We start from the raw sequence: 26604 nt of genomic DNA, 5'->3' as shown, positions 1-26604 counted from the left end.
GCCCTATAGCCGGTCCACAGCCTTGAACGTCCCGTCCTTCTGGATCACCGTCAGAAACACCTTCGGCGGCGTGTCGAATGTGCGCACGCCGACGGTGACGGTGCTGCCGCTGATGTCGAAACGGCCGACATTGTTGATGGCGCGGAGCAGGCTCGCGCGAGTCGGTTTCGGCCCGGCGATTTCCAGCGCCGCGGCCGCGAGGCGGCCGGAGAGATAACCTTCCAGCGACACGAAGTCCGGCGTCAGCGTCGGGTCGAACGCCTTCTGCGCCGCCTGGTAGTCGGCGACGAGCTCGAGCGAGCGGTCCCATGGAAACGGCACGACCTGCGAGACGATGACGCCTTCGCCCTCGGGGCCGAGCTCCCTGGCGAGCGCGGTGGCGCCGACGAAGGAGATGTTGACGAAGGTCGGATAGAAACCGCTGCGGTGTGCGAGCTTGATGAACTCCGCGCAGGGCCCGTAGGTCCCGACCATTACGATGGCCTCGGGCTCGGCGCGCTTGATCGTTCGCCAGGCGGCCGTCACCGCGCGGGTGTTGCGCTCGAAGGTGCCTTCGGCGGCAAGCTCGAGGCCGCGCTTGGCGAGTGCGCGCTTCACACCGCTCAGCCCGTCGCGGCCGAAGGAATCGTCCTGATAGAAGATGCCGATGCGGGTGAAGTGGCGATCCTCGGTGAGGTGCTTGACCCAGGCTTCGGCTTCCGCACCATAGCTCGCGCGGATGTTGACGACGTTCGTGAGTTCGAGGTCGCGCAGGAATTCGGCGCCGCTGAACGGGCCGATGAAGGGAACGTTCCTGGCGCTGGTGATAGGAATCGTCGCCATCGCGGTCGGCGTGCCCACCGCGCCGATCAGCGCGAACACCTTGTCGTCCTCGATCAGGTGCAGCGTCTCAGCCACCGAACGATCGGGGTCGTAGCCGTCGTCGCGGCTGATGAGCTGGAGCTTGCGGCCGTGCACGCCGCCCTTGGCGTTGATCTCGGTGAAGGCTGCGACGATGCCTTGCCGCATGCGCTGTCCGAGCGCGGAGGAGGGGCCTTCCAGCGCGGCGGCCTGGCCGAACAGGATCGCATCCTCGCTGACGCCGGTTTCATCGCCTCTGGCGGCGAGCGCTGTCGCTGCCAGGAGCAGGAAGGTCAGGACAACGGATCTCGTCGATCGGAATCGATACATCGGGAGGTCTTGCCGGATGCTGGAAGAAACCTTCCGCAACATATCCCTGCGAGCCTGAATAGCTCGCTAAGCGGCACGGTATCGAAGGGCCGTAGTACTCCGGGCAAAACCGGCAACTTGTTTCCACTATGCCCGGTCATTCGCGCACTTCGTTAACTAATCCATGCAGTGCGAAACGATCCGGTTCCGAAATTGTGCAGTTCTTAACCGCGGTCTTGTTCCGATAGCCGGGCCGGAGCCTCAACCAGAGGTTCCGGCTGTCGCGGGATAGGGGACGGCGGCTTTCAAGATGGGCGATCGCGATCAGAACGATCAGGATCGAAGGCGGATGACCGGATGGTGGCGTGCCGCGCCGCTGCTCGGGCTCTATCGCCCTGCGCTCGTCGCGGTCGGCGTCGGCCTTCTGTTCTCGGTCGTGGGTGCGGCCGCCGTGGCGCGGTGGGAAGATCGCGTCAACAGGATCGAGTTCGAGAACGCGGCCGAGACCGAAGCGATCGTCATGCAGAACGGCATGGGCGAGTACATCTCGAGGCTGGTCGCGCTGCGCACGCTGTTCGAATCGACCAACGACGAAGTCACCCGCAGCGAGTTCGAGACCTTCAGCGCCCGCCTGTTCGAGCGCCATCCCGGCATGCTGCGCATTGCCTGGCTGCCGCGCGTCAACCGCAAGGAACGCGTCGAGTACGAGACTGCGGCGATCACGGACGGTGTGTCCGGCTATCGCATCAAGGCGCTTCAAGGCGAGAAATTCGTGACTGCGCCGCAGGGCGACGAGTACTTTCCGGTGTTCTACTCGACCCAGCCGAAGACCTCGTTGGTCTACGGCATGGACTACGCCACCGTTCCGGAACGCCGCGCGGTTCTGGAGCGCGCGCGCGACAACGACAAGGTCGCGGCCATCCGCACGCGCCTGTTCGAACCGAAGGAGGGGGGCCGGCTGCCCGACGTCCTCGTTGCCGTTCCCGTCTATGCCAAGGGGACGTCGCGCGAGACGGTTGCGGACCGGCGTCGCAATCTCGCCGGCTTCGTGGTCGGCATCTTCGACCTGCCGCTGTTGATTCAGACCATTCGCGTGACCACCGGCGCGAGCCCCGCGGTCAGCATGAACGTCTATCCGCCGTTCACGGCGCAGATCGTCGGCCTGGAGCAGATGCTGCCGGATTATTCGTCGGCCGCCACGGCGCCGCAGTCCATGCGCGACGTCGCGCGGGCGCTGCACTGGTCGGGCAGCCTGAAGATCGGCGATACCGATTGGCAGGTGCGTGCGGTTCCAACCGCCGGCGGTGCGCTGGAGACGACCTATGATCGCGCGGGCGCGGTGCTGATCGTCGGCTTGCTGCTGACGCTGTCGTTGTCGACCTACCTCATGCTCGCGAGCCGCAATTCGCGGCGGCTGTCATTGGCCAACCGGCGGGTGCTCGAGCTCGCTCAGACCGACATCCTGACCGGATTGCCGAACCGCGCCTTCTTCCTGACCCGGCTCGACGAGATGAACAGCCAGCTGGGCGTGCGCGGCCTGCCGTTCTCGATCCTGATGCTCGACCTCGATCGCTTCAAGAACGTCAACGATTCCCTCGGTCACGGCGCCGGCGATGCGCTGCTGCGCCAGGTGGCACAGCGGCTGAAATCCGCCGTACGCGCCAACGACGTGCTGGCGCGGCTCGGCGGCGACGAGTTCGCCGTCATCCAGGAAGCCGGCGCGGATCAGCGCGCCTGCTCGACCGAGCTGGCGGCGCGGATCGCCAAGCTCTTGACCGAGCCCTTCCTCCTGCCCGGCCACCGCGTCGAGATCGGCACCAGCATCGGCATTGCCATCGCGCCCGATCACGGCAGCGATCAGGAGCAATTGCTGAAGAAGGCGGACCTTGCGCTCTATCGGTCGAAATCGGCGGGCCGCAACTGCTTCACCATCTACGACGAGGCGATGTCGGCCGAGCTGGAGGCCCGCAATACGCTGGAGGGGGACCTGCGCGACGCCATCGCGCGGTGCCAGCTGGAGGTGCATTACCAGCCGTTCATCGACGCCCTCAGCGGCGCGCGGCGCGGCTTCGAGGCGCTGGTGCGCTGGCGGCATCCTACCCGCGGCCTGATCCCGCCGGACCAGTTCATCCAGCTTGCAGAGGAGACCGGGCTGATCGTGCCGCTCGGCGAATTCGTGCTGCGGCGCGCCTGCGCTGATGCGGCCGGCTGGCCTTCCGATCTCGCGGTCGCCGTCAATCTGTCGCCGATCCAGTTCAAGGAAGCCGAGCTGTTCGAGGTGATCTGCGCGGCGCTCGCGGATTCCGGCCTGCCGCCGCACCGGCTGGAGATCGAGATCACCGAATCCGTCCTGCTCGAGCGCGGCGGCGAGAACCACGCCTTCATGCAGCGGCTCAAGCAGCTCGGCATCGAGCTCGCGCTCGACGATTTCGGGACCGGCTATTCCTCGCTGAGCTACCTGACCGCGTTTCCGTTCGACAAGATCAAGATCGACAAGTCGTTCATCCGCAATCTCACGCAGCAGCCGCGCAGCTCCGCCATCATCTCTTCGATCGTGACGCTGGCGCGCGGGCTCGACATGTCGGTGACGGCCGAGGGCGTCGAGACCCGCGAGGAGTACGAGCGGCTGAAGGCGCTCGGCGTCAATTTCGCGCAAGGCTATCTGTTCGGCCGCCCGCAGCCGATCGAGCGAATCCTGTTCGACGCCCCCGCCAAACCGTCGCGCCGCGACGCCGCTTGAGCGCACCGCCTCTATCGTCCTTGAACAAGAAGCCGTCATGCCGGGACATGCCCGGCCATGACGATGCGGAAGCATCATTCCCAGGCTCTGGCATCATGCGAGCCCCGCGGCTCGAGCGTACACGCGAAAAGCGCTTGACCCGGACCGCTCCGGATGGTCGGTAGCACCATCTAGGGGTGAAACAATCACATCATGCGGCTTCCGTTCTTCTACGGCTGGGTCGTGGTCGCCGTGACCTTCGTCACCATGGCCATCGGCGTCAACGCGCGTACCGCCTTCTCATTGTTCTTTCCGCCGATCATCTCCGAATTCGGCTGGGAGCGTGGCGTGACCGCCGGCGCGTTCTCTTTCGGCTTCGTCGTGTCGGGCGTGGTCAGCCCGCTGATCGGCCGCTTGATGGACCGCGTCGGCCCGCGCGCGGTGATGGAGCTCGGGGTCGTGCTGATGGGGGGCGGCTTGCTGCTCGCGCCGCTCACCAGCGCGCCCTGGCATCTCTATGTCACCATCGGCGTCATGGTCGGCGCCGGCTCGGTGTGTCTCGGTTATTCCGGCCAGTCGCTGTTCCTGCCGAACTGGTTCATCCGCAAGCGCGGCTTTGCCATCGGCATCGCCTTCGCCGGCGTCGGCATCGGCTCGGTGACGCTGCTGCCATGGGTGCAGCACATGATCGAACAGACCGGCTGGCGCACCGCCTGCACCGCGATGGGCCTGCTCATCCTGGTGGTGCTGGCGCCGGTCAACTTGCTGCTGCACAAGCGCCCGCAGGACATCGGCCTCGAGCCGGACGGCGACGCCGACCCGGCTGCGGGCGATGCCCAACCGATCTCCAACATCGTCGATCCCGTTTGGGTCAACACCGACTGGACGCTGAAGCGCGCCGTTGCGACCGCGCGCTTCTGGTGGATCGCGATCGGCTATTTCTCCGGCCTGTACATCTGGTACGCGGTGCAGGTGCATCAGACAAAATTCCTGCTCGACATCGGCTTCAGTCCCGGTGTCGCGGTGTGGGCGCTCGGTATCGTCAGCCTGCTCGGCATTCCCGGCCAGATCGTGCTGGGCCATGTCTCCGATCGCATCGGACGGGAGTGGGTCTGGGCGATCAGCTGTGCGGGCTTCGTGATCTGCTTCGCCGCGCTGATCGCCTTGAAGTATCAACCCTCGCTCTGGCTTGTTTACGTCATGGTGTTCGCGCAAGGTGCGCTCGGCTACGGCCTCACCTCGATCATGGGCGCGGTGGTGTTCGAGATCTTCCAGGGCAAGCACCAGGGCAGCATCTTCGGTACGATCATGCTGGCGGCGCTGGCGGGCGGTGCGGCCGGACCGTGGGTGACCGGCCTGCTCTATGATCGCGCCGGCGACTACACGCTCGCCTTCGGCATCGCGATGATCGTGAGTGGATTGTCGGCGCTGTCGATCTGGCGGGCATCGCCGGGAAAGGTGCGGGCCGTCGCCGGCCGATTGCACGAACTCCAGGGCCGAACCGCGGAGTGAGTTCCGGGCACACCGCATTACCTGCGTTTCCTTCGCCGAAAGTTAAGCATGTCGCGGCTTGGCAAATGCGATGGGGGATTGCAAAAACGTCTTGGACACCATCGGAGCGTTAGCCTCGGGCCGATTGCCGCTTCTTCCCGATGCCCGGTCCACCGATGTCTGCTTGCGATGGTCTTGTGACAGAAACTTCGGACGTGCTGCTTGCTGCGCTGGAACGCGCCGACGATGGCGTCGTCATCGTCGACAGCGCGCATCGCATCACGCATTTCAACGCCAGTGCGGAGCGGATCTGGAAGCTCGCGCGCACCGACGCGCTCGGCCGCGATGCCGGAATTCTCAGCCTGAAATGCCTTCAAGCCGATCCGGTCGCGGAATTCCGCGACGAGATCAGCCTCGTGCGGAACGACGGCAGCCGGATCCGTGCCGCGATATCGCTGTCGTCGATTGCGCATGACGGCGCGACCCATCGCGTCGTGTTCGCGCGCGACGTCACCGCGGATGCCGAGCGCCGCGTCAGGATCGGACTTCTCCACGCCGTCTCCGATCAGACCAACCGGGCGGTGATCATCACCGATACCGAGCAGAACATCGTCTACGTCAATTCGGCCTTCACGGCGCTGTTCGGCTACACCAGCGGTGAGGCCGAGGGCCGCCGCGCAGGCGAGCTGATCGCCGGCTGTCACACCAACCGCAGGGCGGTCGAGAGGCTCGTCAAGCGCCTGATGCATGGCGGTCGCCGCGGCGAAGCCGAAGTGCTCGCCTACGACAAAGATGGCGAGGAGATCTGGGTCTGCGCCCGGATCGATGCTTTCCGCGACAAGAAGGGCCAGGTCAGGCACATCTTCGCGCTGCTCGAGGACATCACCGAGACCAAGCAGTTGCGCTCGCTGCAGCAGCTCATCATGGGCTCCCTCGCGGACGAAGTTCCGATTACCGACATCGCCGACCGGCTATGCCGCCGCGTCGAGGAGATCGCGCCGGACGTCGTCTGTTCGCTGCTCCACGTCGATGCCGCCGGCCTGATCCACCCGCTCGGCGGTCCCTCGCTGCCGGAGGATTATTCACGCGCGCTGGACGGGATTGCGATCGGCCCGAATGTCGGCTCCTGCGGCACTGCCGCCTTCTACGGCGAGCCGGTGCTGGCGACCGACCTCGAGACCGATCACCGCTGGCAACCCTACAAGGCGATGCCGCTTGCGATCGGCCTGCGCGCCTGCTGGTCGACCCCGGTCAAGGCCAAGGACGGCCGGGTCATCGCGACCTTCGCCTTCTACTATCGGGAGCCTCGCGCGCCGAGCAACTGGCACCGGCGCATCGTCGAGGCCTGCGTCAATCTCGGAGCCTTCGCGATCGAGCGCAAGGAGGCACGCGCCGAGATCGCGCGGCTCGCCTATCACGACATCGTCACCGGCCTGCCGAACCGCGCACAGCTGCGGAATCTGATCACCACCGCGATCGATGCCTGCCCGACCGGCAGCCATATCGCGCTGGCCTTCCTCGACGTCGATCATTTCAAGGACGTCAACGACACGCTGGGTCACGCCGCCGGTGACGAGCTGCTGATCCAGCTGGCCCAGCGTCTGCGCGAGCAGATCGGCCCCGAAGACATGCTGGGACGGCTCGGCGGCGACGAATTCGTCATCCTGCTGCCGCAGCGCAACGCGCAAGACGCCGAGCGCGTCGCGGCCGGGATCACCGAGGCGCTGGCCGCGCCCTTGAGGCTGGGATCGAAGCTGATGCCGATGTCGGCCAGCATCGGCATCAGCCTCTATCCCGATCATGCGACCGACATCGATACGCTGATGCAGCAGGCAGATGCCGCCATGTACATGGCCAAGCAGGCCGGGCGCTCGACCCATCGCATCTTCAGCGCCGAGATGAACGGGCTCACCGAGCAACGTCTGGCGTTGATCGCAGCGCTCCGTCGCGCCATCGCGGAAGGAGCGCTCAGCCTGAGTTACCAGCCGCAGATCCGCAGCTCCGACGGCGCGATCCACGGCGTCGAGGCGCTGTCACGCTGGCATGACGCCGAGCTCGGCGACGTCTCGCCGGCCAAGTTCATTCCGCTCGCCGAGGAGTGCGGCCTGATCGAGCAGATCGGCCTGTGGTCGGTGCGCGAGGCCTGCCGGCAGATGGCGAGCTGGCGCCGCGCCGGTCTCGACATCCCCTGCGTGTCGGTGAACCTGTCGCCGATCAATTTCCGCAACGTCACGTTGGCCGCGCGGCTCAAGGACATCCTCGCCGAATACGATCTGCCGGCGGAAGCCTTGATGCTGGAGATCACCGAAGGCGCCTTCATGCAGGACAGCGTTGCCGCCCTGGAGACGATGAACGCGATCCGCGAGCTCGGCGTCGGCCTCTCGGTGGACGATTTCGGCACCGGCTATTCCAGCCTCAGCCGCCTCGCGCATCTGCCGATCCGCGAACTCAAGATCGACCGTAGTTTCATGCGCGATATCGAGAAGGATGCAGGCGCCCTCGCCATCGCCACCGCCGTGGTGCGCGTCGGCCAGGGCCTCGGCATGACCGTCGTCGCCGAAGGCGTCGAGACCGAGGGCCAGCGCAAGACGCTGGCCGAGCTCGGCTGCGACGTCGTGCAGGGCTTCCTCTACGCCCCCGCGCTTCCCCCCGTCGCCTTCGAGCGCTGGCTGATCGAGCATTGCGCCGAGCAGGCAAAGGCGATGCTGGCGCGGCTCGGGGTGGGACCGGCCGGCATGGCCGCGGTGAAGCGGTCGGCATAATTGCCTAGCCGGCGATCTTCCCCGGCCAATAGGAACGTATCGGAACGCCGGCGGTTTGATCTATGATACCTGCGGAGGGGCGCCACGCCGTATCCAGTTTGGAGGATGCATGGGCCCGACAAAGAGACCGGAAGACGCCATTCCCTTGGTTCGATCGGCAGGTTTTCGACCGTCGCAACCGCTGCTCGGAGCCATCACGGCATGGATGGCGTTTCAGGAAGAAAACGCCCAGTCTGTCCCAGGCAATAGCTCGCTTGGTGGAGCTGGGGCTTACGCACGCCGACCAGGATCGACAGAAGCTGCGCGCCCGCGAAATGGCCGGCGATACGATTGATCGCATGGGCGACGCGACGACGACAGCGGACGATCGGGCAATCCGCAAGCAGGATCTGCTCGATGGACCCAACTCGATGGACCCAAGGAGTTCGGACGCGTGCGAATTGATCGTGCCAAACGCGGCAAGCCGATCCAGGAATGAGGCGACCACCTGGAAGCCCCCATACCGGAGGACTTCGAGCCGCCAGAGAGATAGAGGACGTAAGATGAAACGGCATTCCCAATCGCGTGCAGAGGATGAGGCGAATAGCCACTTCAAGCAGGCCGCGGCGAAGCCGGCGACCGACTACGAGAAAGCGGAACAGGCTTTCAAGGATAACCGGGAACGATTGAAGGCTGAACGGTTGGCGAGGGAAGCTGACCGACCAAGCCCGTCCGACAGGACGCGTTAGATGTCGCACTTCTACTTCGACATCTGGGATGGTGAAGCGCTCGTCGTTGACGAAGAAGGCCTGGATCTGGCCGGCCAACGTGCCGCGGAGGTCGAGGCCGCGATGTCTCTGGCCGACATCGCCAGACAGCTCGAGCCACTCGCCAGCAGCGACGGTTTGGCCGTCAATGTTCGGGATGCGAGCGGACCGGTGTTGAGGGCGATATTCGTTTGCGAAAAAGTTCAGCCGATCAATTGAGATCGCGGCGAGCCGGCCATACAGCCCGAGCGCTTTGGCTAAAGCATCGAAAGCACGACGATCCCGTCTTCGAGCTCGCCTGAAGCAAGCCGTGACCGAGCAATACGCTCGAACTCGGTTCGATTCCTCTGCAAATAGCTGAAGGCCTGCTTCTGCGTGTTGAACGTCGTGGCGAGCTGGCACATCTGCCGAGTTGCACCGGACGCGAGAAAGAAGGTGATGGTTCCGTGGTCGGGTTTGATTCTAGGCACGATCTGCAGTCTCCGGCATGGGATCGGCCCCCTCAATTCGGCGGCGTCTTGAAGACGATTACCGCGTCGGCTTCTTCGAACGCTTCTTGAGCGCCGGTGGGGGCAAAGCGAGCCGAACAGCTTCGTCAGCTGCCTCCTTGGCCTCGCGCGCAGCTCGGAGCCGCGCCATGTTCTTGCGAACGTCGATCGCCTGCCTTTCGGCGTCAGCCATGGCCCGCACGCCCTCTTCAGCGGCCAAACGCCGCCGATCGGATCGCGCAACGCTTTCGGCTGATGGTTCTGCCGTCTTCTTTGTGCTCATCGTTCACCCGGCTCCGTAAACGACTAAACCCGCTCAATCCTGGGATTGAGCGGGTAGGGCGGCCGTTTCAGTACATCCGTGAAACGGCGCCACGATATCAAGCCAGCGAGAGGTTCTCGGCGCTGACTTTGCCTCGCATCTTGTCGGTCTTGGCCTCGAAGTTGACCTTTTGGCCTTCTGCGAGACCGGCAAGGCCAGCTCTCTCGACTGCGCTGATGTGAACGAACACATCATTGCTGCCGTCGCTCGGCTGAATGAAACCGAAGCCCTTTTGGCCGTTGAACCACTTGACAGTACCTGTTGCCATTTTCTTCTCCAAAGCGCGCAAGCGCATTCCGCGCAACAATCGCGCGTTATCTTCAACTTCGTCGATGTCTCTGGAAAAGGAGCCCGCGGGCGCATTCAACAAGGCACAGCGGCTAATCGAACCAGGCCAATATATATGGTTTTCACGATTTTGCAAGGAGTGGGGCCGATTTGTTTTCCTGCGAGGCATGTCGTCGGCTCCGATCGCGGCGCTTTGCGTCCGTCGACCTCGCAAGCAGGGACCTTAGCGATTGACAGCGCTGTACGACAGTGGTCACGTTCACGCCACGAAGCTGCATCGCTGTGACAAGCAGACCAGCTCATCCGAGGCCGCGACGAATGTCGCCGCTACCGTCCTCCAAAATCGCAATGAGACTCCTGCGCAATGGGCTGCCCTGCAGGACGTGTCGCATTTGCAGCCCCCCAGCAGGGAGAATCAATTGCACGTACTCGTCAGAGACAACAATGTTGACCAAGCGCTCCGTGTTCTCAAAAAGAAGATGCAGCGCGAGGGCGTCTTCCGCGAAATGAAGCAGCGGCGTTCCTATGAAAAGCCGTCGGAGAAAAGGACTCGCGAGAAATCCGAAGCCATTCGTCGCGCCCGCAAGCTTGCCCGCAAGCAGGCGATCAGAGAGGGGTTGCTGCCCGCGCCGCCGAAAAAGAAGCCCTTTGAACGCAAGCCGCCCTTGCCGGAGATCAAGGCAAAGGCCGAGTAGAGACGACCTCGGCGCTGGCTGCGATCATGGGACCGCGACGATATCGGTCCTTCCGCCGCACATCCGCCGTCGCGGCGCCGCCGTCTCCTATGTCCTGAAATCGATGCCACGCAGCACGATGCCTGGCGGGGTGCCTTCGAACTCCGTCGCGTGATATTTGCTCGCCGCGCGTGCTTCGATGCGATCGCGCAGGCGTGTGAACTGAGCCTCTCGCTGCTCGGGCCTGACCTGTGGCCCACGCTCGAGATCATCCATCGCGGAGGTCGAGATGGCGCAGGGAACCTCCCTGGTGCCGTCATGCATCGAGAACCGGACGACCATCCGGTCGTATTCGTGGCTGATGAAGCGGCCGCTGGTCAACGTCATGGTTTGCTCCGTTGCGTGATCGCCAGGCACGATCGCGCCCCTCAAATCACCGCGAGTGACCGGCCGCCTGCGTTCCCGCCGCGCATGGAGCGCGTTGAGAATGCAGGCGGCGGTCGTTCGCCTCAGCTCTCCCCCGACAGCCGGGCGAAATCATCGAGCAGCGCCGTCACCAGCGCGCGGTGGCGCGTGTCCTCGGTGGGCAGGCTCGCGGCGTAGAGATTGAGCAAATGGCGCGCCTTCACCGCGGCCTCCGGCCAGGACGCGGCGGGCACCGTCATCATGCGGTGCTCGAGATCGGCCTCGCGCTCGCGCAGCTCCCTGGTGTTGGCTTCGACCTCCGCCAGCGCGCGGCGCAGGTCGGTGGCCTTCTGTGCGGCCATGCCGCGGTGCTTGTCGAGATCCACGGTATGATCAGTCATTGGCGATGCTCGCATCTGCGGCTTGCGCGTTCGCAAGATCGATCGAGCCGATCGGCAGCATCTCCATGGTGCCGCCCGCGCCTTCGGCGGGCACGGTGATCATCGTGGCGACGCGGCGATAGGCGGCAAAGGTCAGGCCCTCGATCGTCTCCTCGTCAGTGACGACCTCATAGGCGCCGGCTGGCAAGACGCGGTCGATGCCGCGCATGCGGAACGGATGCCTGAACGTGACGGTTTCTCGCCGCGAGCGGATGGTCATGCACGCCTGCCTTTCGCAAGTGAAGCCCCAACCGGTGCCGGCTGCCCGCGAGCATGCGCTCCTGGCGCGGCAATAGCCAGCACTATCGTCACCGCGCCGAGAACGACAGTGTCACGGCGCGATAGACGCCCGCGAGGCATTTAGCGCTCGCTATCGCTGCTGTGCGGGCGTAAGGTCGCGGCCATCACCGCACGTCTCAACGGCTTCGACCGGTGACTGAGGGTCACGTGTGCTCCCGCCGAAGGCTTCGCAGGAGCGTTCGATGTCGCGTGTTCAGATCTTGGAATGGATCGTGCCGCCGGTGATCGTTCCGTTGTTTCTTCTGCTTCTGGTGTGCGCCGCGGCCCTTCTAAATGGCTAGGCCGACGCGCGTGCCGTATCTGGTCAGCGGGACCAACGAATACGGCAGTTCCAATCTCGGTCGCGGCAATGCGACGGTCGCGCTACGCCTTGCCCGAAAGCTGCTGCGCGAAGGCTACATGGACGTCAGGGTCTGCACCCCGCGCGGACGGGTGCTCCAGCCGGATGAATTCGACGAACTTGAACCTACAGAGGAGAGCGGCATGGCAAAGGGTCAGCAACGCAACAATCGCGAAGCCAAGAAGCCGAAGAAGGAAAAGTCCAAGGTCATCGCCGCGGCTCCGAGCCGCAAGGAAGCCGCCTGGCAGCCGGATTTCGGACCTGCAAAGAAGAAGTAGGAACGAGCTGGCGCGGAATCGGGATCCGGCCGCGCGGCTTTTACAATAAAGCTCGTGCTCGGCAGCGACTGGAAGGCCGCACTCACCGCCCGGTCCGCCGCATGCGAGACAACGCCGGCTCGCGCCTTACGACGCTTCGCCCTGACTCGACGCCAATCCCGTCCTGCGCCTGAGATCGGTGATCGCACGCAGAAAACTGTCGGCCGGCGTCGTCTCGGGATCGATCAGCCGGTGCAGGCGAAAGCCGTCTTCCAGCGCCAGCACCACCGACGCCATCCAGGGCGGGTTCAGATTGGTGTTGCGTCCGTTGCTTCTCAACGTGGCCTCGACGATGTCGGCGATCAGCTTGCGCCGCGCGCGCAGACGTTTGGCGAGTTCGGGCCGGCGCTTCTCGGCGCGCGCGACGAACAGGATCATCTCGATGTGCAGCAGCGGCGAGCGGCCGAGCGGATCCTGCTTGCTGCGGTCCATCGTCTTCAGTGCGGCGATGAAATCGTCGAGATTGTCGTGCTCGGCGAGGATGTCCATGTTGCGCCGGATCGACTGCTCGACATGGTTCTCGAGCATGGCAATGATCAGCTCGTCCTTGCTCTTGAAGTTCGAATAGAACGCGCCGCGGGTGAAGCCTGCCGCCGCCGCGATCGCCTCGATGCTGGCGCCGCCGATGCCGTCCTCCTCGAACACGCGCGCGGCCGCTTCGAACAATTTGTCGCGCGTATCGTCCCTGGTCGGCCTGGTTCTCACCCTTGACATCGGACGAGGGTAGGGCAGAATGCAACTCGATACAACAATGTATCGAGTTTATAATTTCGAGGGATGGTTACGCCGGGCAGTGCGGCTGCGCTCGGCGTATTCGTGTCATGCGGCAACCGTTTTGAGGTCACCATGAACGAGCACGTGCAAGGCGCCGGCGGCGCGCCGCTGTTCAACCCGCTCTCGCCGGATTTCATCCGCGATCCCTATCCGCATTACGACCGGCTGCGCAGGATCGATCCGGTCCATGTGACGCCGTTCGGCCAGTTCGTTACCAGCCGCCATGCCGACGTCAGCCTGGTGATGCGCGACAAGCGCTTCGGCAAGGACTTCGTCGAGCGCTCCAAGCGCCGCTACAGCGACAAGATCATGGACGAGCCGGTGTTCCGCAGCATGAGCCACTGGATGCTGCAGGCCGATCCGCCCGATCACACCCGCCTGCGCGGCCTCGTCGTAAAGGCCTTCACCGCGCGCCGCGTCGAGGACATGCGGCCCCGCATCCAGCAGGTCGTCGACCAGGCGATCGATGCCGTGATCGACCGCGGCCACATGGACCTGATCGAGGATTTCGCCTTCCGCCTGCCCGTCACCATCATTTGCGACATGCTCGGCATCCCCGAGGACCATCGCGAGGTCTTCTACAAGAACTCGGGCGACGGCGGGCGGCTGCTCGACCCCGTGCCCCTCACGCCCGAGGAGATCCAGAAGGGCAACGCGGGCAACCTGATGGCGCAGATGTATTTCCAGCAGCTGTTCGAGCTGCGCCGCAAGAATCCCGGAGACGACCTCACCACCCAGCTGGTGCAGGCCGAGGAGGACGGCAACAAGCTCACCAATGAGGAGCTGACCGCCAACATCATCCTGTTGTTCGGCGCCGGCCACGAGACCACGGTCAATTTGATCGGCAACGGCCTGCTCGCGCTTCACCGCAATCCGGACCAGCTCGCGCTGCTCAAGGCGCGGCCCGAGCTGATGGAGGGCGCGATCGAGGAGTTTCTGCGCTACGATTCCTCGGTGCAGATGACCGGCCGCGTCGCGCTGGAGGATATCGAGGATCTCGGCGGCAAGCGGATCCCCAGGGGGGAGACCGTGCTGTGCCTGCTCGGCTCGGCCAACCGCGATCCGGCGGTCTACCCTGACAGGCCGGACCGGCTCGATGTCACCCGGGCGAACGTGAAGCCGCTGTCGTTCGGCGGCGGCATCCATTTCTGCCTGGGAGCCCAATTGGCGCGCATCGAGGCCGAGATCGCCATCGCGACGCTGCTGCGGCGGCTGCCGGACTTGCGTATCGACGACGTCGAAAACCCGGAATGGCGGCCGACCTTCGTGCTGCGCGGCCTCAAGCGGCTGCCGGCGAGCTGGTGAGGCGCCCCCGGGCATTAACCTCCGCGCGCAACAGTCGCTGTGACTTCGCCACACTTCCCCCTATATAAGGGGCTGTTCCGGCACGCCTGAAGTCCGCTAAGGCCAGGGTTTGGTCCGGTTGCCGGTTTGGCCGAGGGGAGACCCGTGCAGACGACGCTGCTCGGATTGGCGATTGCCTTCATCATTGCGCTGCTGGCCGCGCTGATCGGGCCTTACTACGTCGACTGGAACCAGTTCAGGCCCCAGTTCGAGGCGGAGGCTGGCAAGATCATCGGCGTGCCGGTGCGGGTCGCGGGGGAGCTCGACGCGCGGCTGTTGCCGGCGCCGACGCTGCGGCTGCGCCAGGTCACCTTCGGCGGCAACAACGATCTCGGCCGCCTGCGCGCCGACAAGCTCGACGTCGAGTTCAGCCTCAGCTCCCTGATGCGGGGGGAATGGCGCGCCACCGAGCTTTCGGTGGGCGGCATGGCGGTCGATCTCGGCCTCGATGCGCGGGGGCGGGTCGATCTGCCCTCCACCGCGAGCGGCACCTTCAATCTGGCCTCGCTAGCCATCGAGCGGCTCAATCTCACCGGCCGCATTGCCCTGCACGATGCCGCCAGCCGCTCGACGCTGGAGCTGAACGACATCGCCTTCTCCGGCGATGTCCGCTCGCTGGCGGGCTCGGTGCGCGGCGACGGCCGCTTCACCGCCAACGGGGTGCGCTATCCGTTCCGCGTCTCGTCCGGTCCGAGCCCCGACGGCACTGCCACCCGTCTCCACCTCAACATCGATCCCGGCGAGCGCGCCATCCTCGCCGATCTCGAAGGCGTGCTCGCCTTCGACAATCGCCTGCCGAAATTCGAGGGCGCGCTGACGCTGGCCGTGCCCGCTGCGAAGAAGGCCGGCGAGGCGGGGCCGACGCCGTGGAAGCTCACGACCAAGCTGAAGGCGGAGCCGGCCGGTGCCAAGTTCGAGCAGATCGACGCGAGCTTCGGCGCCGAAGACAGCGCGCTGAAGCTCGGCGGCGTCGGCGACCTCAAATTCGGCGCCTCGCCGCTGCTGCGCGCGGTGCTGTCGGCGCGGCAGGTCGATGCCGACAAGCTCGCAGCCAAGAATACGGACAAGGACGATGCCGAGCCGCTGCGCATCCTGCCGGCGCTGCGCGCAGGCCTCGCCGCGATTCCGCAGGCGCCGATCCCGGCCCAGATCGAGTTCAACTCCGACCAGATCATGCTCGGCGGCCGTCCGCTCCAGAACATCACGGCCGAACTCCAGACCGACGGACGGTCCTGGACCTTCCAGCGGCTCGAGCTGCGCGCGCCCGGCATGACGCAGCTCTCGCTCAACGGCGCAACACCGGGCGCCGACAGTTTCAGCGGCCGCCTCAGCGTCGAATCCTCCGATCCCGATACGCTGGTGGCCTGGCTCCAGGGCCGCAGCGAGATCAACCGCCGCAGCACGCGGCCGCTGCGCCTTGCCGGCGACGTCACCGTCGCCGCCAATCATCTCGCCGTCGACAAGCTCAAGGCCGACATCGAAGGCGGCACCGTCGAAGGGCGCATTGCCTTCGTGCAGTCAGGCGCGAGCAAGGGCTCGCGGATCGACGCCGACCTCAAGGCCGACCGTCTCGACCTCGACGCCGCCGCAAGCTTCGTGCGCGCGCTCGCGGGACCGCAAGGCGAGTGGCCGGAAGAAGTAAAACTCTCGCTCGACATCGGCCGCGCGATCTCCGCCGGCCAGGAGCTGCGGCCGTTCGCGGCCAAGCTTGCCTACGGCCCCGCATCGCTGTCGCTGGAGCAGCTGCGCTTCGGTCAGGCCGGCGGCGTCACCACCGAGGCGAGCGGCAGCTTCGACCGCGCCAAGGCCACCGGCAAGCTCGCGCTGAAATCCTCGGCCAATTCGCTGCGCGAGCTCACCGCGCTGATCGAGCCGTTCGCGCCTTCGGTCCGCGCGCGGCTCGATGCTCTTCCGCCGCTGGCCGGCGCGACGCGCCTCAAGCTCGATCTCAGCCTCGACAAGAACGCCGAACATGCGGATCGCAGCAATGCCCGCGCCGTGCTCGATCTCGACGCGCCGCAGCTCAAGGCGACCGCGACGCTGGCCGCGCAGATGCCGGCAGCCGCCATCGGCGGCATCGATCTCAACCGCCTGCAGAGCAGCGACTTCACGCTGGACTCGAAGGTGTCGACGCCGCAGGCCGGCGCGCTGCTCGCGCTGCTCGGGCTCGATCGCGTGGTGGCCGCAGGCGAAGGCTCCTCGCAGTTCGAGGGCAAGCTGACCGGTGCCTGGCGGCGGCCGTTGCAAGTGAGTGCAAAGCTCAGCGGCGGCGGGCTGGATGCCGACGCGCAAGGCAGTGTCGAATTGTCGGAGCCGAAAGGCAGCGTGAACTTACGTGTGCGCAACGTCAATCTGGCGCCGCTGCTCGGCGTCAGCCGGACCGACAAATCGGCGCAGAACGTCAGCCTGTCCTCGCGCGTCGGGCTTTCAGGCAATCGCCTGACCTTCGACGATCTCGACGGCAATGCGGCCGGCTCGCATCTGCGCGGCCATCTGGCGGTGATGCTGGATTCCGACAAGAGTGTCGACGGCGAAGTCGGTCTCGATACGCTCGATCTGGCGCCGACGCTCGCGATGGCGATCGGCGCAGCCGGGCACGATGCGAGCGACCCCCTGGGCGCAGGGCTCATCACCGGCTGGCGCGGCCGGATCGCCTTCCAGGCGTTGCGCGGCACGTTGCCCGGCGGCATCGAGCTGCGCCCGTTCGGCGGCACGATCCGCAGCGACGGCCAGTCGCTCGCGCTCGATGCGCTGAAGGGCGGCGTTGGCGGCGGCGAGATGTCGGCGAGCTTTGACGCGCGCAACGGTGCCAATGGCCTTGCTCTGAACGCGCGCATCGAGCTCGGCAATGTCGATGCAGCGGCGCTGCGCTACCGCGATCTGGCGCTGCCGAAGGGGCGCGCCTCGGTGCAGATGGCGTTGACCAGCCAGGGCCGCAGCGTCGCGGCGCTCACCGGTTCGCTCGCCGGCAACGGCACGGTGACGCTGGACTCCGCGGAAATCAGCGGCCTCAATCCGCGCGCCTTCGAGATCGCGATCCGCGCCAGCGATGGCGGCCAGGTCTCAGACGACAACCGCTTGCGGCAGCTGGTCGAGCCCGCGCTTGCCGCCGCGCCGATCGCGGTGGCTTCCGCGCAAATCCCGTTCACGATCCGCGATGGACGCTTGCGCGTCGGCGCGACTCCGCTGGAAGCCAAGAACGCCCGCGCCATCGTTTCCGGCGGCTACGACATTCCCGCCGACCAGGCCGACATCCGCGCCAGCCTGACGCCGATCATGACCGGCCTCTCCGGAGCCCCGCCGGAGATTCAGCTGTTCGCGGCGGGCCCTCCCGACAAGCTCAATCGCACGATCGATCTTGCGCCGCTGTCCTCCTGGCTTGCGGTGCGCACGATCGACCGCGAGACGCGCCGGCTGGATGCCATTGAGCGCGGCGAGCCGCCGCCGGCGACGGCGGCGCTGCCGACGCTGGTGTCTCCTGATCCGGCCCCCGAGCAGGCGCCCGCCAATGTGCCGCTGCCGGGCCAGGATCCGCGCCGCGCGCCGTTGAAGCCAAAGGCGGCGCCGACGCCGAAGGCCCCACAGGCCGCCCCCGCCGCGCCGAGCCCGCCGCTTGCCAGCCAGCAGCTCGCGCCGCTGCCGCCGGCCATCGACGTTAGGCCTGCCCCGGGTCCGCCGCCCGCAAAGCCGAGGCCAAAGCCGCCGCTGGTGCTGACGCCGCAGAATCCGTGAGGTTTCCCGTCATCCCCGGGCTTGCCCTCGTCATCCACGTTCTTCGCGTCGCGCCGCAAGGCGTGAATGGCCGGGACAAGACCGGCCAAGACGCTGGGGAGGCTTTGGTGCTTCTAGCTTCTCGGCACCCGGCAAGCCTGTCGAAGCGGTAAACCCATTCCCTCACATTTGAATGAATTTTGCCCGGCAAAACTGATTTGCCGATTTTACCGAATTCTCGCGTTTCAACTCTAACGTCGCTTCAGAGGAATTCGGCGTCGCGTCGTTGAGACGCAACGGTTCGCAAAAGAACGGCCAAGAACTGGGGTGATCGAGATGAACGGGGCGAAATCGCTTCTGCAGGACCTGGACGACGCGATCGCGCGCGGCACCGATGAGAGCCGGGCGAAGGCGTTGTGGCATGCGACGGACATTCTGATCACCGGCCGCTACAGCGACGACGAGATCAGCACGTTCGGCGAGGTGATCGGCCGGCTCGCCGAGGAGATCGAGGTCGCCGCGCGGGCGCAGCTGTCGGAGCTGATGTCGGCTTGCGACCACGCTCCCTTCAACGTCATCGAAAAGCTCGCGCTCGACGACGAGATCGAGGTTGCCGGTCCCGTGCTGCGCGACTCCAACCGCATCGACGAGAAGATGCTGATCGAGAGCGCCCTGACCAAGAGCCAGTCGCATCTGCTGGCGATCGCCCAGCGCAAGTCGATCGGCGAGGCTGTGACCGACGTGCTGGTCAAGCGCGGCAACCAGGAGGTCGTGACGTCGGTTGCGAAGAACGAGGGCGCGCGCTTCTCCGGCTCGGGCCTCTTGCACATGGTCCGTCGCGCCGAGGGCGATTCGATCCTTGCCGAGCAGCTCGGCCTGCGCAAGGACGTGCCGCGCCACGTCTTCCAGCAGCTGATCTCGAAGGCCTCGGAAGACGTCCGCCGCCGCCTCGAGACCGAGCGGCCCGAGATGATGGCGCAGATCCAGAGCTCGGTGACCGAAGTCACCGGCGATCTCCAGTCCAAGTTCGGTCCGTCCTCGCGCAGCTATTTCGTCGCCAAGCGCGTGGTGACCACGCAGTACCGCCAGGGCAATCTCAATCAGGACTCGATCTCGAATTATGCACGCCAGCACCGCTTCGACGAGGTGCAGATCGGCCTGTCGCTGCTCTCCTCGCTCCCGGTCGACGTGATCGAGCGCGCGCTGATGGACCGTAACCGCGAGATGATCCTGGTGTTGTGCAAGGCGCTCGACTTCTCCTGGGATACCACGATGTCGCTGCTGTTCCTCGGCGCCAAGGATCACCTGATCACGGCGCGCGAGCTGCAGGACAACGAGCGCGAATACGGTCGCCTCAAGATCGAGACTTCGCGCAGCATCTTGAAGTTCTACCAGTCGCGCAAGACCGGCACGGGTAACGACGCGGGCCGTCAGCCCGAGCTCCAAGTTCACTGACAGGTACACTAAGGACAGGGGAGTATCTGCAATGTTGCCTCAATTCGGCACTGCCGTTCGCAAGAAGAACCTCACCAGCGTCGCCCCCGCCGAGATCGGCGGCGGAGCGCCGGACAAGGCGTCGGTGGACGCGGCCTGGCTCGTGCTGGAAGCCGCCAATGACCTCGGCGACCATGCCGCGATCGACGCCTGTCGCCGCGTCATCGACGCCGAGCTGACCGGCACGGCGGCCCGCAGCGCGGATGTCGATCTCGTGTTGGGATATTTCCGGTAAGGCTCCCAGCCCTTCGGAAAGGCCGTCCCGTCAGGGCCGAGATCAACAGGAACCGGAGCGCTGCGATTCTGAATCGAGCTGAAGGTTCGACTTTGCTGTGCTCAACGCGGCGGCCAGCTCGTCGATGTGGTAAGGTTTCGCCAGGATCTGGATGCCGGCCCGCTGCGCCTCATGGACCGAAGCTTCGGCGTATCCGCTGGTCAGCAGCACCGGGATGTCGCTTCGCCTTTTCTTGATCTCCCGCGCGAGCTCGACCCCGTTCATGCCGCCCGGCATCATGATATCCGAAAAGATCAGATCGACGGAGCGGCCATCAGCCAAGGCGCCGAGCGCAGCGGCGGCGCTGGCGGCACGCGTGACTTCGTAACCGAGCTGACCGAGCATCTCGCCCACGAGGGCGGCAACCTCGTCGTCGTCTTCGACCAGGAGGATTCGGCCATGATTGCTCTTCTTCGGCCGTATGCGTGTGAGGTCGATGAGATGTCGCTCTTTCGAAGGAACGTCGAACGATCGCGGCAGGTACAGCTCGATGCTGGTGCCGCGGCCGACCTCCGACTGGATTCGGACAGTGCCCCGTGACTGCGTGGCAAATCCATGGACCTGCGCGAGCCCGAGCCCCGATCCCTTGCCGACGTCCTTGGTCGTGAAGAACGGCTCGAATACGCGCGACAGGATATCCGGAGCCATGCCGATGCCAGTGTCGACGACGGAGAGGCGGACATAATCACCCGAAATCGGATCGTCTTTCAGGCCGGGCAAATTTTCCCCGCGCACGACGATCGTCCCGCCGTTGGGCATGGCGTCGCGGGCGTTGACGGCGAGGTTGAGGACGACCAGCTCGAGCTCCCCGGGATCGACCTCGACCGGCCATAGCGAGTCCGGGAAATCGAACTCGACGTGGACGTCCCCCCTCAGGCTGCGATCGAGCAGTTCCCGCATGCCGCCGATCTGCGCGGCAACGTCGACGGGCTCCGGCCGAAGCTTCTGTCGGCGCGAGAATGCGAGGAGCTGCCTCGTCAGGCTGGCGCCACGCTGAGCGGCCTGGGTCATGCCGTCCATCAGGCGCCGGCGCCGGTTCGGATCGGTCTGCCGGTCGAGCATGTCGAGGCCGCCCGAGATCACCATCAGCAGGTTGTTGAAGTCGTGCGCGACGCCGCCGGTGAGCTGGCCGATGGCTTCGATCTTCTGAGCCTGACGAAGGGTCTCCTCGACGCGCGTGCGTTCGTTCATTTCGAGGCGAAGCTGTTCGTTGGCCTCTTCCAGCTCTCGCGTCCGCTCGACCACCAGCTTCTCGAGCTCCTGAGCGGTCTGCTCACGGGCCTGGAGCAGGGCCCGGATTTCATATTGGCGCCGCCGCGCCCTCATCGCGGATTGAACTGCGCTGGTCAGGGTGATCGGCTGCACCGGACGTTCGAGCAGCGAAACGTTTCGCAGGAGGTCGACGATGCTGCGTCGCCACGCAACGACAGCCGGTTGCTCCCGGTGGCTGGTGAGGACGACAAAAGGCAGGTCGGACCATGGCGGCTGGTTCGCGATCCATTGTGCGAGCGACGCCGTGTCATTGCCGAACAATCCCTCTTCGGCCAAGAAAACCGCTCCAACGCCATCCTTCATCTCGGCAACGAGTTCGGGCAGACTTCGGCAATTGACCGCTTCCAGGCTCGCGCCGCGAAAAAGCTCCGCCGATGCCGGTCCGTCGCGGCCGATCGGGGCGAATATCAGAACACGGTTGTCCCGGTCGGCGCTCATTCAGCCGGTCCTTCCGGCAGCACCGTGCCGGTATAGCGGGGATTGCCGGAAAAAATGCCGCTGAACTCCTGCAAAGGCGGACCGAGCCTGATCCCCGTGCCGCCAAGCCGGAACTCGCGGATGCTGTGCTCGTGGTTGCCGCTGCGCTTCTTGACGACGGAGAGCGCGCGCCGCACCGTTCCGCCGAACTCGAAATAGCGCAGCATCACCACTGCATCGCTCAGATAGCTGATATCGAGCGGCGTATCCATCGGGCCGACGAGCCCATGCTGGGCGAGGATCAGAATCGTCAGCACGCCTTGCTGGGCCAAATAGCTGAGGAGTTCGTGCATTTGCAGGATGAGGAAGCGCTCGTCCGGCATCGCGTTCAAATAGCCGTTCAGGCTGTCGATGATGACAACCCTTGCGTTATCGATCTCGACGCTCCGGCGCAGCGTCGCCGCGAACTCTCCGGGCGACAATTCGGCGGGATCGACTTGTTGGAAGCGGATTTTCCCGGAATCCAGATGTTCCTGCAGGGGCAGGCCCAGTGTCCGAGCACGTGCTTCGATCGTCCCACGGCCTTCATCGAAGGCAAAGAACACGGCGTGCTCGCCGCGTTCCGCCGCCGCGATGGCATAGGCCAGCGCGAGGGAGGACTTGCCGACACCGGCAGAGCCGAGGAGAAGCGCGTTGGTGCCGCGCTCGAGCCCGCCGCCCAGCAGTTGATCGAGCTCGGCGTTACCGCTGGACACGAACTCGCCGTGGAACGCCTTGTGATGCTCGGCTGCGACGAGCCTCGGGAAGATCCGCAAGCCGCCTTGCGAGATCGTAAAATCGTGGTACCCGCCGCGAAATCGAATGCCGCGCATCTTGATCACGCGAAGCCGGCGCCGCTCCGCGCCGTAATCGATAGCCATTTGCTCGAGCATGACGACGCCGTGTGCGATCGAATGCAGCTGCAGATCGTCCTGGGAGGAAGACAGATCGTCGAGCAGCACGACAGTGCAATTGCGGTTGGTGAAGAAGTGCTTCAAGGCCAGCACTTGGCGCCGATAGCGCAGCGGGTTCTGGGCGAGCAGGCGCAGCTCGGAGAGGCTGTCGAGCACGACGCGGGTGGGATTGATCCGCTCGACCTCCCTGAAGATCAGGCCGGTCGTTTCGCTGAGCTCCATCTCGGCCGGATGGAAGACCGTGAGCTCGCGATCGGGATCGAGTGTCGTTTCCGGCGGGACCAGCTCGAAAATGTCGACGCCGTCGAGCGACCAGCCGTGCCGATGCGCGACGAGCTCGAGCTCCCGCCGTGTCTCTGACAGCGAGATGTAGAGCACACGCTCACCGTCGCGCACACCCCGGAGAAGGAATTGCAGCGCGATCGTGGTCTTGCCGGTCCCCGGCCGTCCCTCGTAGAGGTACATCCTGTTGGGATCCAGGCCGCCGCCGAGGATGTCGTCCAGACCCTCGCTGCCTGTCGAAATTCTCGGCAAATCCTTGAGGGCACTGGCCGAAGCAGCCCCTGATGGATCAGTCATTGAACCCCCTCAGCATGTCTTGGAAGAGCGCTGGCCCACAGCATCGATGGGCCGGGACCGGGACCAAAGTAGGCCCGTAGAAGGAACTCTTTAGCAGCGGCCGGGTTCCCGGCGAGCCGTTTCCAAGAGTCGCGCCGGACTGCTCTCGGCCTGGGTTCAAAATTGAACGCGGGCAGGTTCAGTCGGTGCGGCCGATCCACTCACTGAGACGTTCACTGCCCAATGCCACGACGCCGTTTTGCCCGACGAGGCAACCGCACGGAGCTTCGGTCGGATGACTTTCGTGTCAAACTTAAGTCGTTGATTTCACAACCCCCGCCTACTGTGCATGGGGTTGTTTTCGCGGTTTTAGTTTTGGAGGGGCTATCCAGCCCCGAGCGCGACCGCGACGTTGTAGGTCAAAAGGCTCGCGGCGTAGGCCAGCACCAGCATGTAGGTGAAGGTCACGGCCATCCAGGTCCAGCTGCCGGTCTCGCGCCGGATCACGGCCAGCGTTGAGGCGCATTGCGGGGCGAAGATGTACCAGGCCAGCATCGACAGAGCGGTGGCGAGCGACCATTTCGTCGCCAGCACCTGGCCGATCTGCTCGGCCGCTTCCTTGCCGCCTTCGATCGCGTAGACGGTGCCGAGGGCTGCGACCGCGACCTCGCGCGCCGCCATGCCCGGGATCAGCGCGACCGCGATCTGCCAGTTGAAGCCGACCGGGGCGAGCAGCGGCTCGAGCGCCTTGCCGATCATCGCCGCAAGGCTGAAGTCGATCGCTGGATCGGTCGCGCCCGCCGGCGGCTGTGGGAACGAGGCCAGGAACCAGATCAGCACCATCATCGAGAAGATCGTGGTGCCCGCGCGCACCAGGAACATCTTGGCGCGGGTGTAGATGCCGATCACGATCGATTTCAGCCGCGGCATCTTGTAGTCCGGCAGCTCCAGCATGAAGGGCGCCGGCGCATAGTCGCGCAGCATGAAGAACTTGATCAGGAACGAAACGGCCAGCGCGCTGATGATGCCGCAGGCATAAAGCCCGAACATCACGAGACCCTGGAGGTTGATGAAGCCCCAGATGTCCTTTGCCGGAATGAAGGCGGAGATGATCAGCGTGTAGACCGGAATGCGCGCCGAGCAGGTCATCAGCGGCGCGATCAGGATCGTGGTCAGCCGGTCGCGCTTGTTGTCGATCACGCGCGTCGCCATGATGCCGGGAATGGCGCAGGCAAAGCTCGACAACAGCGGAATGAAGGCGCGGCCATGCAGCCCGGCGCCGCCCATGATGCGGTCCATCAGGAACGCGGCGCGCGCCATGTAGCCGAAATCTTCCAGCAGCAGGATGAACAGGAAGATCAGGATGATCTGCGGCAGGAACACGATGACGCTGCCGACGCCGGAGATCACGCCGTTCTGCAGGAAGCTCTGCAACAGGCCGTCGGGCAGGGTGGCCTGCACCAGCTCCCCGAGCGAGTCGAAGCCGGACTTGAGCAGGTCCATGGCCGGCTGCGCCCAGGCGAACACCGCCTGGAACATCACGAACAGGATCAGCATCAGCACGATGAGACCGCCGACGGGATGCAGTACGACCGCGTCGATCCGCGCGGTCCAGGTGTCGGGCCTCGTAGGCAGGCTGACGCAGTCGGCGATGATGCGGTCGGCCTCGCGTTGGGTCGCGCGGAGTTCGGAGACGCTGAGCGCGCGCCAGCTGTTGGCCTCCGCTTCGGCGGCGAGCTTGGCCGAGATCTCGTCGGTCAGCTTCAGGAGGTCGGCCGTGCCGCCCTTGCGCACCGCGATCGAGGTGACCACGGGCAGGCCGAGCTCCTTGGCGAGCCGCTCGACGTCGACGGTGATGCCGCGGCGGGCGGCGATGTCGAACATGTTGAGCACGAGCACCATCGGCCGTCCGGTGCGCTTGAGCTCGAGCAGCAGGCGGATGGTCAGCCGCAGATTGGTGGAATCGGCCACGCACAGCACGAGATCGGGCACGGTCTCGCCGGAGGCCTTGCCGAGCACGAAGTCGCGGGTGATCTCCTCGTCCGGGCTGCGGCCGCGCAGCGAGTAGGTGCCGGGCAGGTCGACCACCGACACCTGGCGTCCCAGGGGGGTGACGAAGAAGCCTTCCTTGCGCTCGACCGTGACGCCGGGATAGTTCGCGACCTTCTGCCGGCTGCCGGTCAGGGCGTTGAACAGCGACGTCTTGCCGCTGTTGGGCGTGCCGACCAGGGCGAGATGCAGCAGGGGTAATTCCATGTGATCAAAGGCCTGGCAAACGGCTTGGCGAAAGGCTTGTCGAAAAGCCTGGGATGAGGCGTCCGGTCGCCATCTAGGCGACGATGACGGCCATGGCCTCGCGTCGTCGGACCGCGATCGTGATGCTGTCGACCCGCACGGCGATCGGATCGCGCCCGACCAGCCCCTCGTGCAGGACCTCGACCCGGGCGCCCTCGACGAAGCCGAGCTCGATCAGGCGGCTCTCGAGTTCGATGTCGGAGAGCGCCGAGCCCGCCTCGCGCGCGGACAGGTGCTGGATGACGCCGGTATAGCCGCGCTGGGCCAGACCCAGCGGCATATGCGGGCGCGTGTCATTATTGGTGTCGGTCATGCCCTGTATTTTCAACGCAAGGCATTGAGGTCAAGCGAATGCGCTCGTTGAAACCGCACCTTAGAGTGATTTTAAAGTGCGGGCGGCGGGGCGCCCTCGAAGGCGCCCCCGACGGCTGGCTATTGGGCCGGGACCTTGTCCGGCTGGGCGGCCATGGCGCGGCTCTTGAAGTAGTCCAGGACGAACAGACGGATCGCCGACGACAGATTGCCCTGCTGGCGGTTGTTGTCGATCTCGCCGACCAGCTCGGACAACGTCATGTTGCGCAGGCCGGAGATCTCCTTCATGCCGTTCCAGAACGCCTCTTCCAGGCTAACGCTTGTCTTGTGCCCGGCGACGACGATCGACCGTTTCACGACGGGCGACTTCATGGCTGCTCCTCGCGATCGATCTGATGCTGATCCAGGTGCGCCTTCGCCTTGTCCGCGCGCGTCTGCTCCGCCGACCGGTCCGCCTTCGTGCGCCCGAACTTCGTCCGGTTGGCCTCCGCCTGCTTCGCCGAGGCTTGCCGCTCGGCGCGCTTCCTGAAACGATTCAGGTTGATGACGTTCCCCATGTCGCGTCTCCATCATCCGATCCTCTTCAGGCTGGATGAAACATTCCGTAACAGGGTGCCGCGTTGCGCCCCACATGACTTGATCGCCATTCGCTCGTCCTCGTCAATCGGCCCCTTGGGCCATCAAAGGATGAAATTGGCCCCGTCGAGGGGGCAGAAGGGCTGCGTAGCACGCCGTCCCGCCAGAACATTGACGGTAATC

At 65.2% G+C, this 26604-nt stretch carries 25 protein-coding genes; 11 read left to right on the top strand and 14 right to left on the bottom strand.

The annotated features are described in order from the left end of the window. Positions 1-3: 3 nt before the first annotated feature. Entirely contained in the window at positions 4-1170 is a 1167-nt protein-coding gene (locus ML401_RS27800) for an ABC transporter substrate-binding protein (RefSeq protein ID WP_212067650.1), read from the bottom strand. A gap of 328 nt (positions 1171-1498) precedes the next feature. On the opposite strand from ML401_RS27800, the gene ML401_RS27795 reads away from it, so the two are divergent. The 5 genes from ML401_RS27795 (at position 1499) to ML401_RS27775 (ending at position 9086) form a co-directional block, all read left to right on the top strand. After that, positions 1499-3889, top strand: coding sequence for an EAL domain-containing protein (locus ML401_RS27795; RefSeq protein ID WP_259217063.1), 2391 nt, complete (start codon positions 1499-1501; stop codon positions 3887-3889). 192 nt (positions 3890-4081) lie between these two features. Beyond that, entirely contained in the window at positions 4082-5380 is a 1299-nt protein-coding gene (locus tag ML401_RS27790) for an MFS transporter (RefSeq protein ID WP_285807621.1), read from the top strand. A 155-nt stretch (positions 5381-5535) separates the two neighbouring features. Then, positions 5536-8121 (top strand): EAL domain-containing protein, encoded by a 2586-nt coding sequence (locus tag ML401_RS27785; protein ID WP_285807620.1) that lies wholly within the window; start codon positions 5536-5538, stop codon positions 8119-8121. 254 nt (positions 8122-8375) lie between these two features. After that, positions 8376-8849 carry a hypothetical protein gene (locus ML401_RS27780; RefSeq protein WP_376717316.1) on the top strand — a complete coding sequence of 158 codons (474 nt, stop codon included), beginning with the start codon at positions 8376-8378 and terminating at the stop codon, positions 8847-8849. Then, positions 8850-9086: a DUF6894 family protein gene (locus ML401_RS27775; RefSeq protein ID WP_211416334.1), complete on the top strand. Its 237-nt coding sequence runs from the start codon at positions 8850-8852 to the stop codon at positions 9084-9086. Positions 9087-9124: 38 nt separating this feature from the next. Here the strand turns inward: ML401_RS27775 and ML401_RS27770 are convergent, their stop codons facing one another. From ML401_RS27770 to ML401_RS27760, 3 genes are all read right to left on the bottom strand, one after another. Beyond that, a complete protein-coding gene (locus ML401_RS27770; protein ID WP_212067744.1) occupies positions 9125-9346 on the bottom strand; it encodes a hypothetical protein in 222 nt (73 codons plus the stop codon). A 49-nt stretch (positions 9347-9395) separates the two neighbouring features. Continuing rightward, the gene (locus ML401_RS27765; RefSeq protein ID WP_211416335.1) at positions 9396-9638 is read right to left on the bottom strand and encodes a transcriptional regulator; all 243 of its coding nucleotides are present in this window, start codon (positions 9636-9638) and stop codon (positions 9396-9398) included. A 97-nt stretch (positions 9639-9735) separates the two neighbouring features. Further along, positions 9736-9945, bottom strand: a complete 210-nt coding sequence (locus tag ML401_RS27760) for a cold-shock protein (RefSeq protein WP_194408426.1) — start codon at positions 9943-9945, stop codon at positions 9736-9738. A gap of 439 nt (positions 9946-10384) precedes the next feature. Between ML401_RS27760 and rpsU the strand changes: the two genes are divergently transcribed. Further along, a complete protein-coding gene (gene rpsU, locus ML401_RS27755; RefSeq protein WP_285812757.1) occupies positions 10385-10660 on the top strand; it encodes a 30S ribosomal protein S21 in 276 nt (91 codons plus the stop codon). Positions 10661-10747: 87 nt separating this feature from the next. Here rpsU and ML401_RS27750 read toward each other — a convergent pair whose 3' ends face one another. The 3 genes from ML401_RS27750 to ML401_RS27740 form a co-directional block, all read right to left on the bottom strand. Beyond that, positions 10748-11026, bottom strand: coding sequence for a DUF1488 domain-containing protein (locus ML401_RS27750; RefSeq protein ID WP_211416336.1), 279 nt, complete (start codon positions 11024-11026; stop codon positions 10748-10750). A gap of 122 nt (positions 11027-11148) precedes the next feature. Beyond that, positions 11149-11445: a hypothetical protein gene (locus ML401_RS27745; RefSeq protein ID WP_211416337.1), complete on the bottom strand. Its 297-nt coding sequence runs from the start codon at positions 11443-11445 to the stop codon at positions 11149-11151. Next, positions 11438-11704: a hypothetical protein gene (locus ML401_RS27740; RefSeq protein WP_259217069.1), complete on the bottom strand. Its 267-nt coding sequence runs from the start codon at positions 11702-11704 to the stop codon at positions 11438-11440. The genes ML401_RS27745 and ML401_RS27740 overlap by 8 nt, the downstream gene beginning before the upstream one ends. A 353-nt stretch (positions 11705-12057) precedes the next feature. Between ML401_RS27740 and ML401_RS27735 the strand changes: the two genes are divergently transcribed. Further along, on the top strand, positions 12058-12402 hold the full coding sequence (locus ML401_RS27735; protein WP_246776341.1) for a hypothetical protein: 345 nt from the start codon (positions 12058-12060) through the stop codon (positions 12400-12402). A gap of 126 nt (positions 12403-12528) precedes the next feature. Here the strand turns inward: ML401_RS27735 and ML401_RS27730 are convergent, their stop codons facing one another. Further along, positions 12529-13155, bottom strand: a complete 627-nt coding sequence (locus ML401_RS27730) for a TetR/AcrR family transcriptional regulator (protein WP_212067642.1) — start codon at positions 13153-13155, stop codon at positions 12529-12531. Positions 13156-13287: 132 nt separating this feature from the next. On the opposite strand from ML401_RS27730, the gene ML401_RS27725 reads away from it, so the two are divergent. The 4 genes from ML401_RS27725 (at position 13288) to ML401_RS27710 (ending at position 19999) form a co-directional block, all read left to right on the top strand. Then, positions 13288-14520, top strand: a complete 1233-nt coding sequence (locus tag ML401_RS27725; protein ID WP_194403872.1) for a cytochrome P450 — start codon at positions 13288-13290, stop codon at positions 14518-14520. 144 nt (positions 14521-14664) lie between these two features. Beyond that, positions 14665-18291, top strand: coding sequence for an AsmA-like C-terminal region-containing protein (locus tag ML401_RS27720; RefSeq protein ID WP_285807619.1), 3627 nt, complete (start codon positions 14665-14667; stop codon positions 18289-18291). A gap of 315 nt (positions 18292-18606) precedes the next feature. Next, the gene (locus ML401_RS27715; protein WP_211416342.1) at positions 18607-19725 is read left to right on the top strand and encodes a DUF2336 domain-containing protein; all 1119 of its coding nucleotides are present in this window, start codon (positions 18607-18609) and stop codon (positions 19723-19725) included. Positions 19726-19756: 31 nt separating this feature from the next. After that, positions 19757-19999, top strand: coding sequence for a hypothetical protein (locus ML401_RS27710; RefSeq protein ID WP_211416343.1), 243 nt, complete (start codon positions 19757-19759; stop codon positions 19997-19999). A 42-nt stretch (positions 20000-20041) separates the two neighbouring features. Here ML401_RS27710 and ML401_RS27705 read toward each other — a convergent pair whose 3' ends face one another. The 6 genes from ML401_RS27705 to ML401_RS27680 form a co-directional block, all read right to left on the bottom strand. Further along, the gene (locus tag ML401_RS27705; RefSeq protein ID WP_285807618.1) at positions 20042-21748 is read right to left on the bottom strand and encodes an ATP-binding protein; all 1707 of its coding nucleotides are present in this window, start codon (positions 21746-21748) and stop codon (positions 20042-20044) included. After that, a complete protein-coding gene (locus ML401_RS27700) occupies positions 21745-23259 on the bottom strand; it encodes an ATPase domain-containing protein (RefSeq protein WP_259217077.1) in 1515 nt (504 codons plus the stop codon). The genes ML401_RS27705 and ML401_RS27700 overlap by 4 nt, the downstream gene beginning before the upstream one ends. A gap of 363 nt (positions 23260-23622) precedes the next feature. Continuing rightward, positions 23623-25494, bottom strand: coding sequence for a ferrous iron transporter B (locus ML401_RS27695; protein WP_194403865.1), 1872 nt, complete (start codon positions 25492-25494; stop codon positions 23623-23625). A 73-nt stretch (positions 25495-25567) separates the two neighbouring features. Next, on the bottom strand, positions 25568-25846 hold the full coding sequence (locus ML401_RS27690; protein WP_194403864.1) for a FeoA family protein: 279 nt from the start codon (positions 25844-25846) through the stop codon (positions 25568-25570). A 119-nt stretch (positions 25847-25965) separates the two neighbouring features. Further along, entirely contained in the window at positions 25966-26217 is a 252-nt protein-coding gene (locus ML401_RS27685) for a ribbon-helix-helix domain-containing protein (RefSeq protein WP_025038043.1), read from the bottom strand. After that, entirely contained in the window at positions 26214-26402 is a 189-nt protein-coding gene (locus ML401_RS27680) for a DUF4169 family protein (RefSeq protein WP_194403863.1), read from the bottom strand. Before ML401_RS27680 ends, ML401_RS27685 begins: the two co-directional genes overlap by 4 nt. Positions 26403-26604: the final 202 nt, after the last annotated feature.

This window comes from Bradyrhizobium sp. 62B (assembly GCF_030272265.2).
GTDB lineage: Bacteria > Pseudomonadota > Alphaproteobacteria > Rhizobiales > Xanthobacteraceae > Bradyrhizobium.
This window is presented reverse-complemented; position numbering and strand designations above follow the sequence as displayed.

Bases quoted from the DNA above. Each gene is read 5' to 3' on its own strand.
- ML401_RS27800 (WP_212067650.1), bottom strand. From the start codon at position 1,170: ATGTATCGATTCCGATCGACGAGATCCGTTGTCCTGACCTTCCTGCTC.
- ML401_RS27795 (WP_259217063.1), top strand. From the start codon at position 1,499: ATGACCGGATGGTGGCGTGCCGCGCCGCTGCTCGGGCTCTATCGCCCT.
- ML401_RS27790 (WP_285807621.1), top strand. From the start codon at position 4,082: ATGCGGCTTCCGTTCTTCTACGGCTGGGTCGTGGTCGCCGTGACCTTC.
- ML401_RS27785 (WP_285807620.1), top strand. From the start codon at position 5,536: ATGTCTGCTTGCGATGGTCTTGTGACAGAAACTTCGGACGTGCTGCTT.
- ML401_RS27775 (WP_211416334.1), top strand. From the start codon at position 8,850: ATGTCGCACTTCTACTTCGACATCTGGGATGGTGAAGCGCTCGTCGTT.
- ML401_RS27765 (WP_211416335.1), bottom strand. From the start codon at position 9,638: ATGAGCACAAAGAAGACGGCAGAACCATCAGCCGAAAGCGTTGCGCGA.
- ML401_RS27760 (WP_194408426.1), bottom strand. From the start codon at position 9,945: ATGGCAACAGGTACTGTCAAGTGGTTCAACGGCCAAAAGGGCTTCGGT.
- ML401_RS27750 (WP_211416336.1), bottom strand. From the start codon at position 11,026: ATGACGTTGACCAGCGGCCGCTTCATCAGCCACGAATACGACCGGATG.
- ML401_RS27745 (WP_211416337.1), bottom strand. From the start codon at position 11,445: ATGACTGATCATACCGTGGATCTCGACAAGCACCGCGGCATGGCCGCA.
- ML401_RS27740 (WP_259217069.1), bottom strand. From the start codon at position 11,704: ATGACCATCCGCTCGCGGCGAGAAACCGTCACGTTCAGGCATCCGTTC.
- ML401_RS27735 (WP_246776341.1), top strand. From the start codon at position 12,058: ATGGCTAGGCCGACGCGCGTGCCGTATCTGGTCAGCGGGACCAACGAA.
- ML401_RS27730 (WP_212067642.1), bottom strand. From the start codon at position 13,155: ATGTCAAGGGTGAGAACCAGGCCGACCAGGGACGATACGCGCGACAAA.
- ML401_RS27725 (WP_194403872.1), top strand. From the start codon at position 13,288: ATGAACGAGCACGTGCAAGGCGCCGGCGGCGCGCCGCTGTTCAACCCG.
- ML401_RS27715 (WP_211416342.1), top strand. From the start codon at position 18,607: ATGAACGGGGCGAAATCGCTTCTGCAGGACCTGGACGACGCGATCGCG.
- ML401_RS27710 (WP_211416343.1), top strand. From the start codon at position 19,757: ATGTTGCCTCAATTCGGCACTGCCGTTCGCAAGAAGAACCTCACCAGC.
- ML401_RS27705 (WP_285807618.1), bottom strand. From the start codon at position 21,748: ATGAGCGCCGACCGGGACAACCGTGTTCTGATATTCGCCCCGATCGGC.
- ML401_RS27700 (WP_259217077.1), bottom strand. From the start codon at position 23,259: ATGACTGATCCATCAGGGGCTGCTTCGGCCAGTGCCCTCAAGGATTTG.
- ML401_RS27695 (WP_194403865.1), bottom strand. From the start codon at position 25,494: ATGGAATTACCCCTGCTGCATCTCGCCCTGGTCGGCACGCCCAACAGC.
- ML401_RS27690 (WP_194403864.1), bottom strand. From the start codon at position 25,846: ATGACCGACACCAATAATGACACGCGCCCGCATATGCCGCTGGGTCTG.
- ML401_RS27685 (WP_025038043.1), bottom strand. From the start codon at position 26,217: ATGAAGTCGCCCGTCGTGAAACGGTCGATCGTCGTCGCCGGGCACAAG.
- ML401_RS27680 (WP_194403863.1), bottom strand. From the start codon at position 26,402: ATGGGGAACGTCATCAACCTGAATCGTTTCAGGAAGCGCGCCGAGCGG.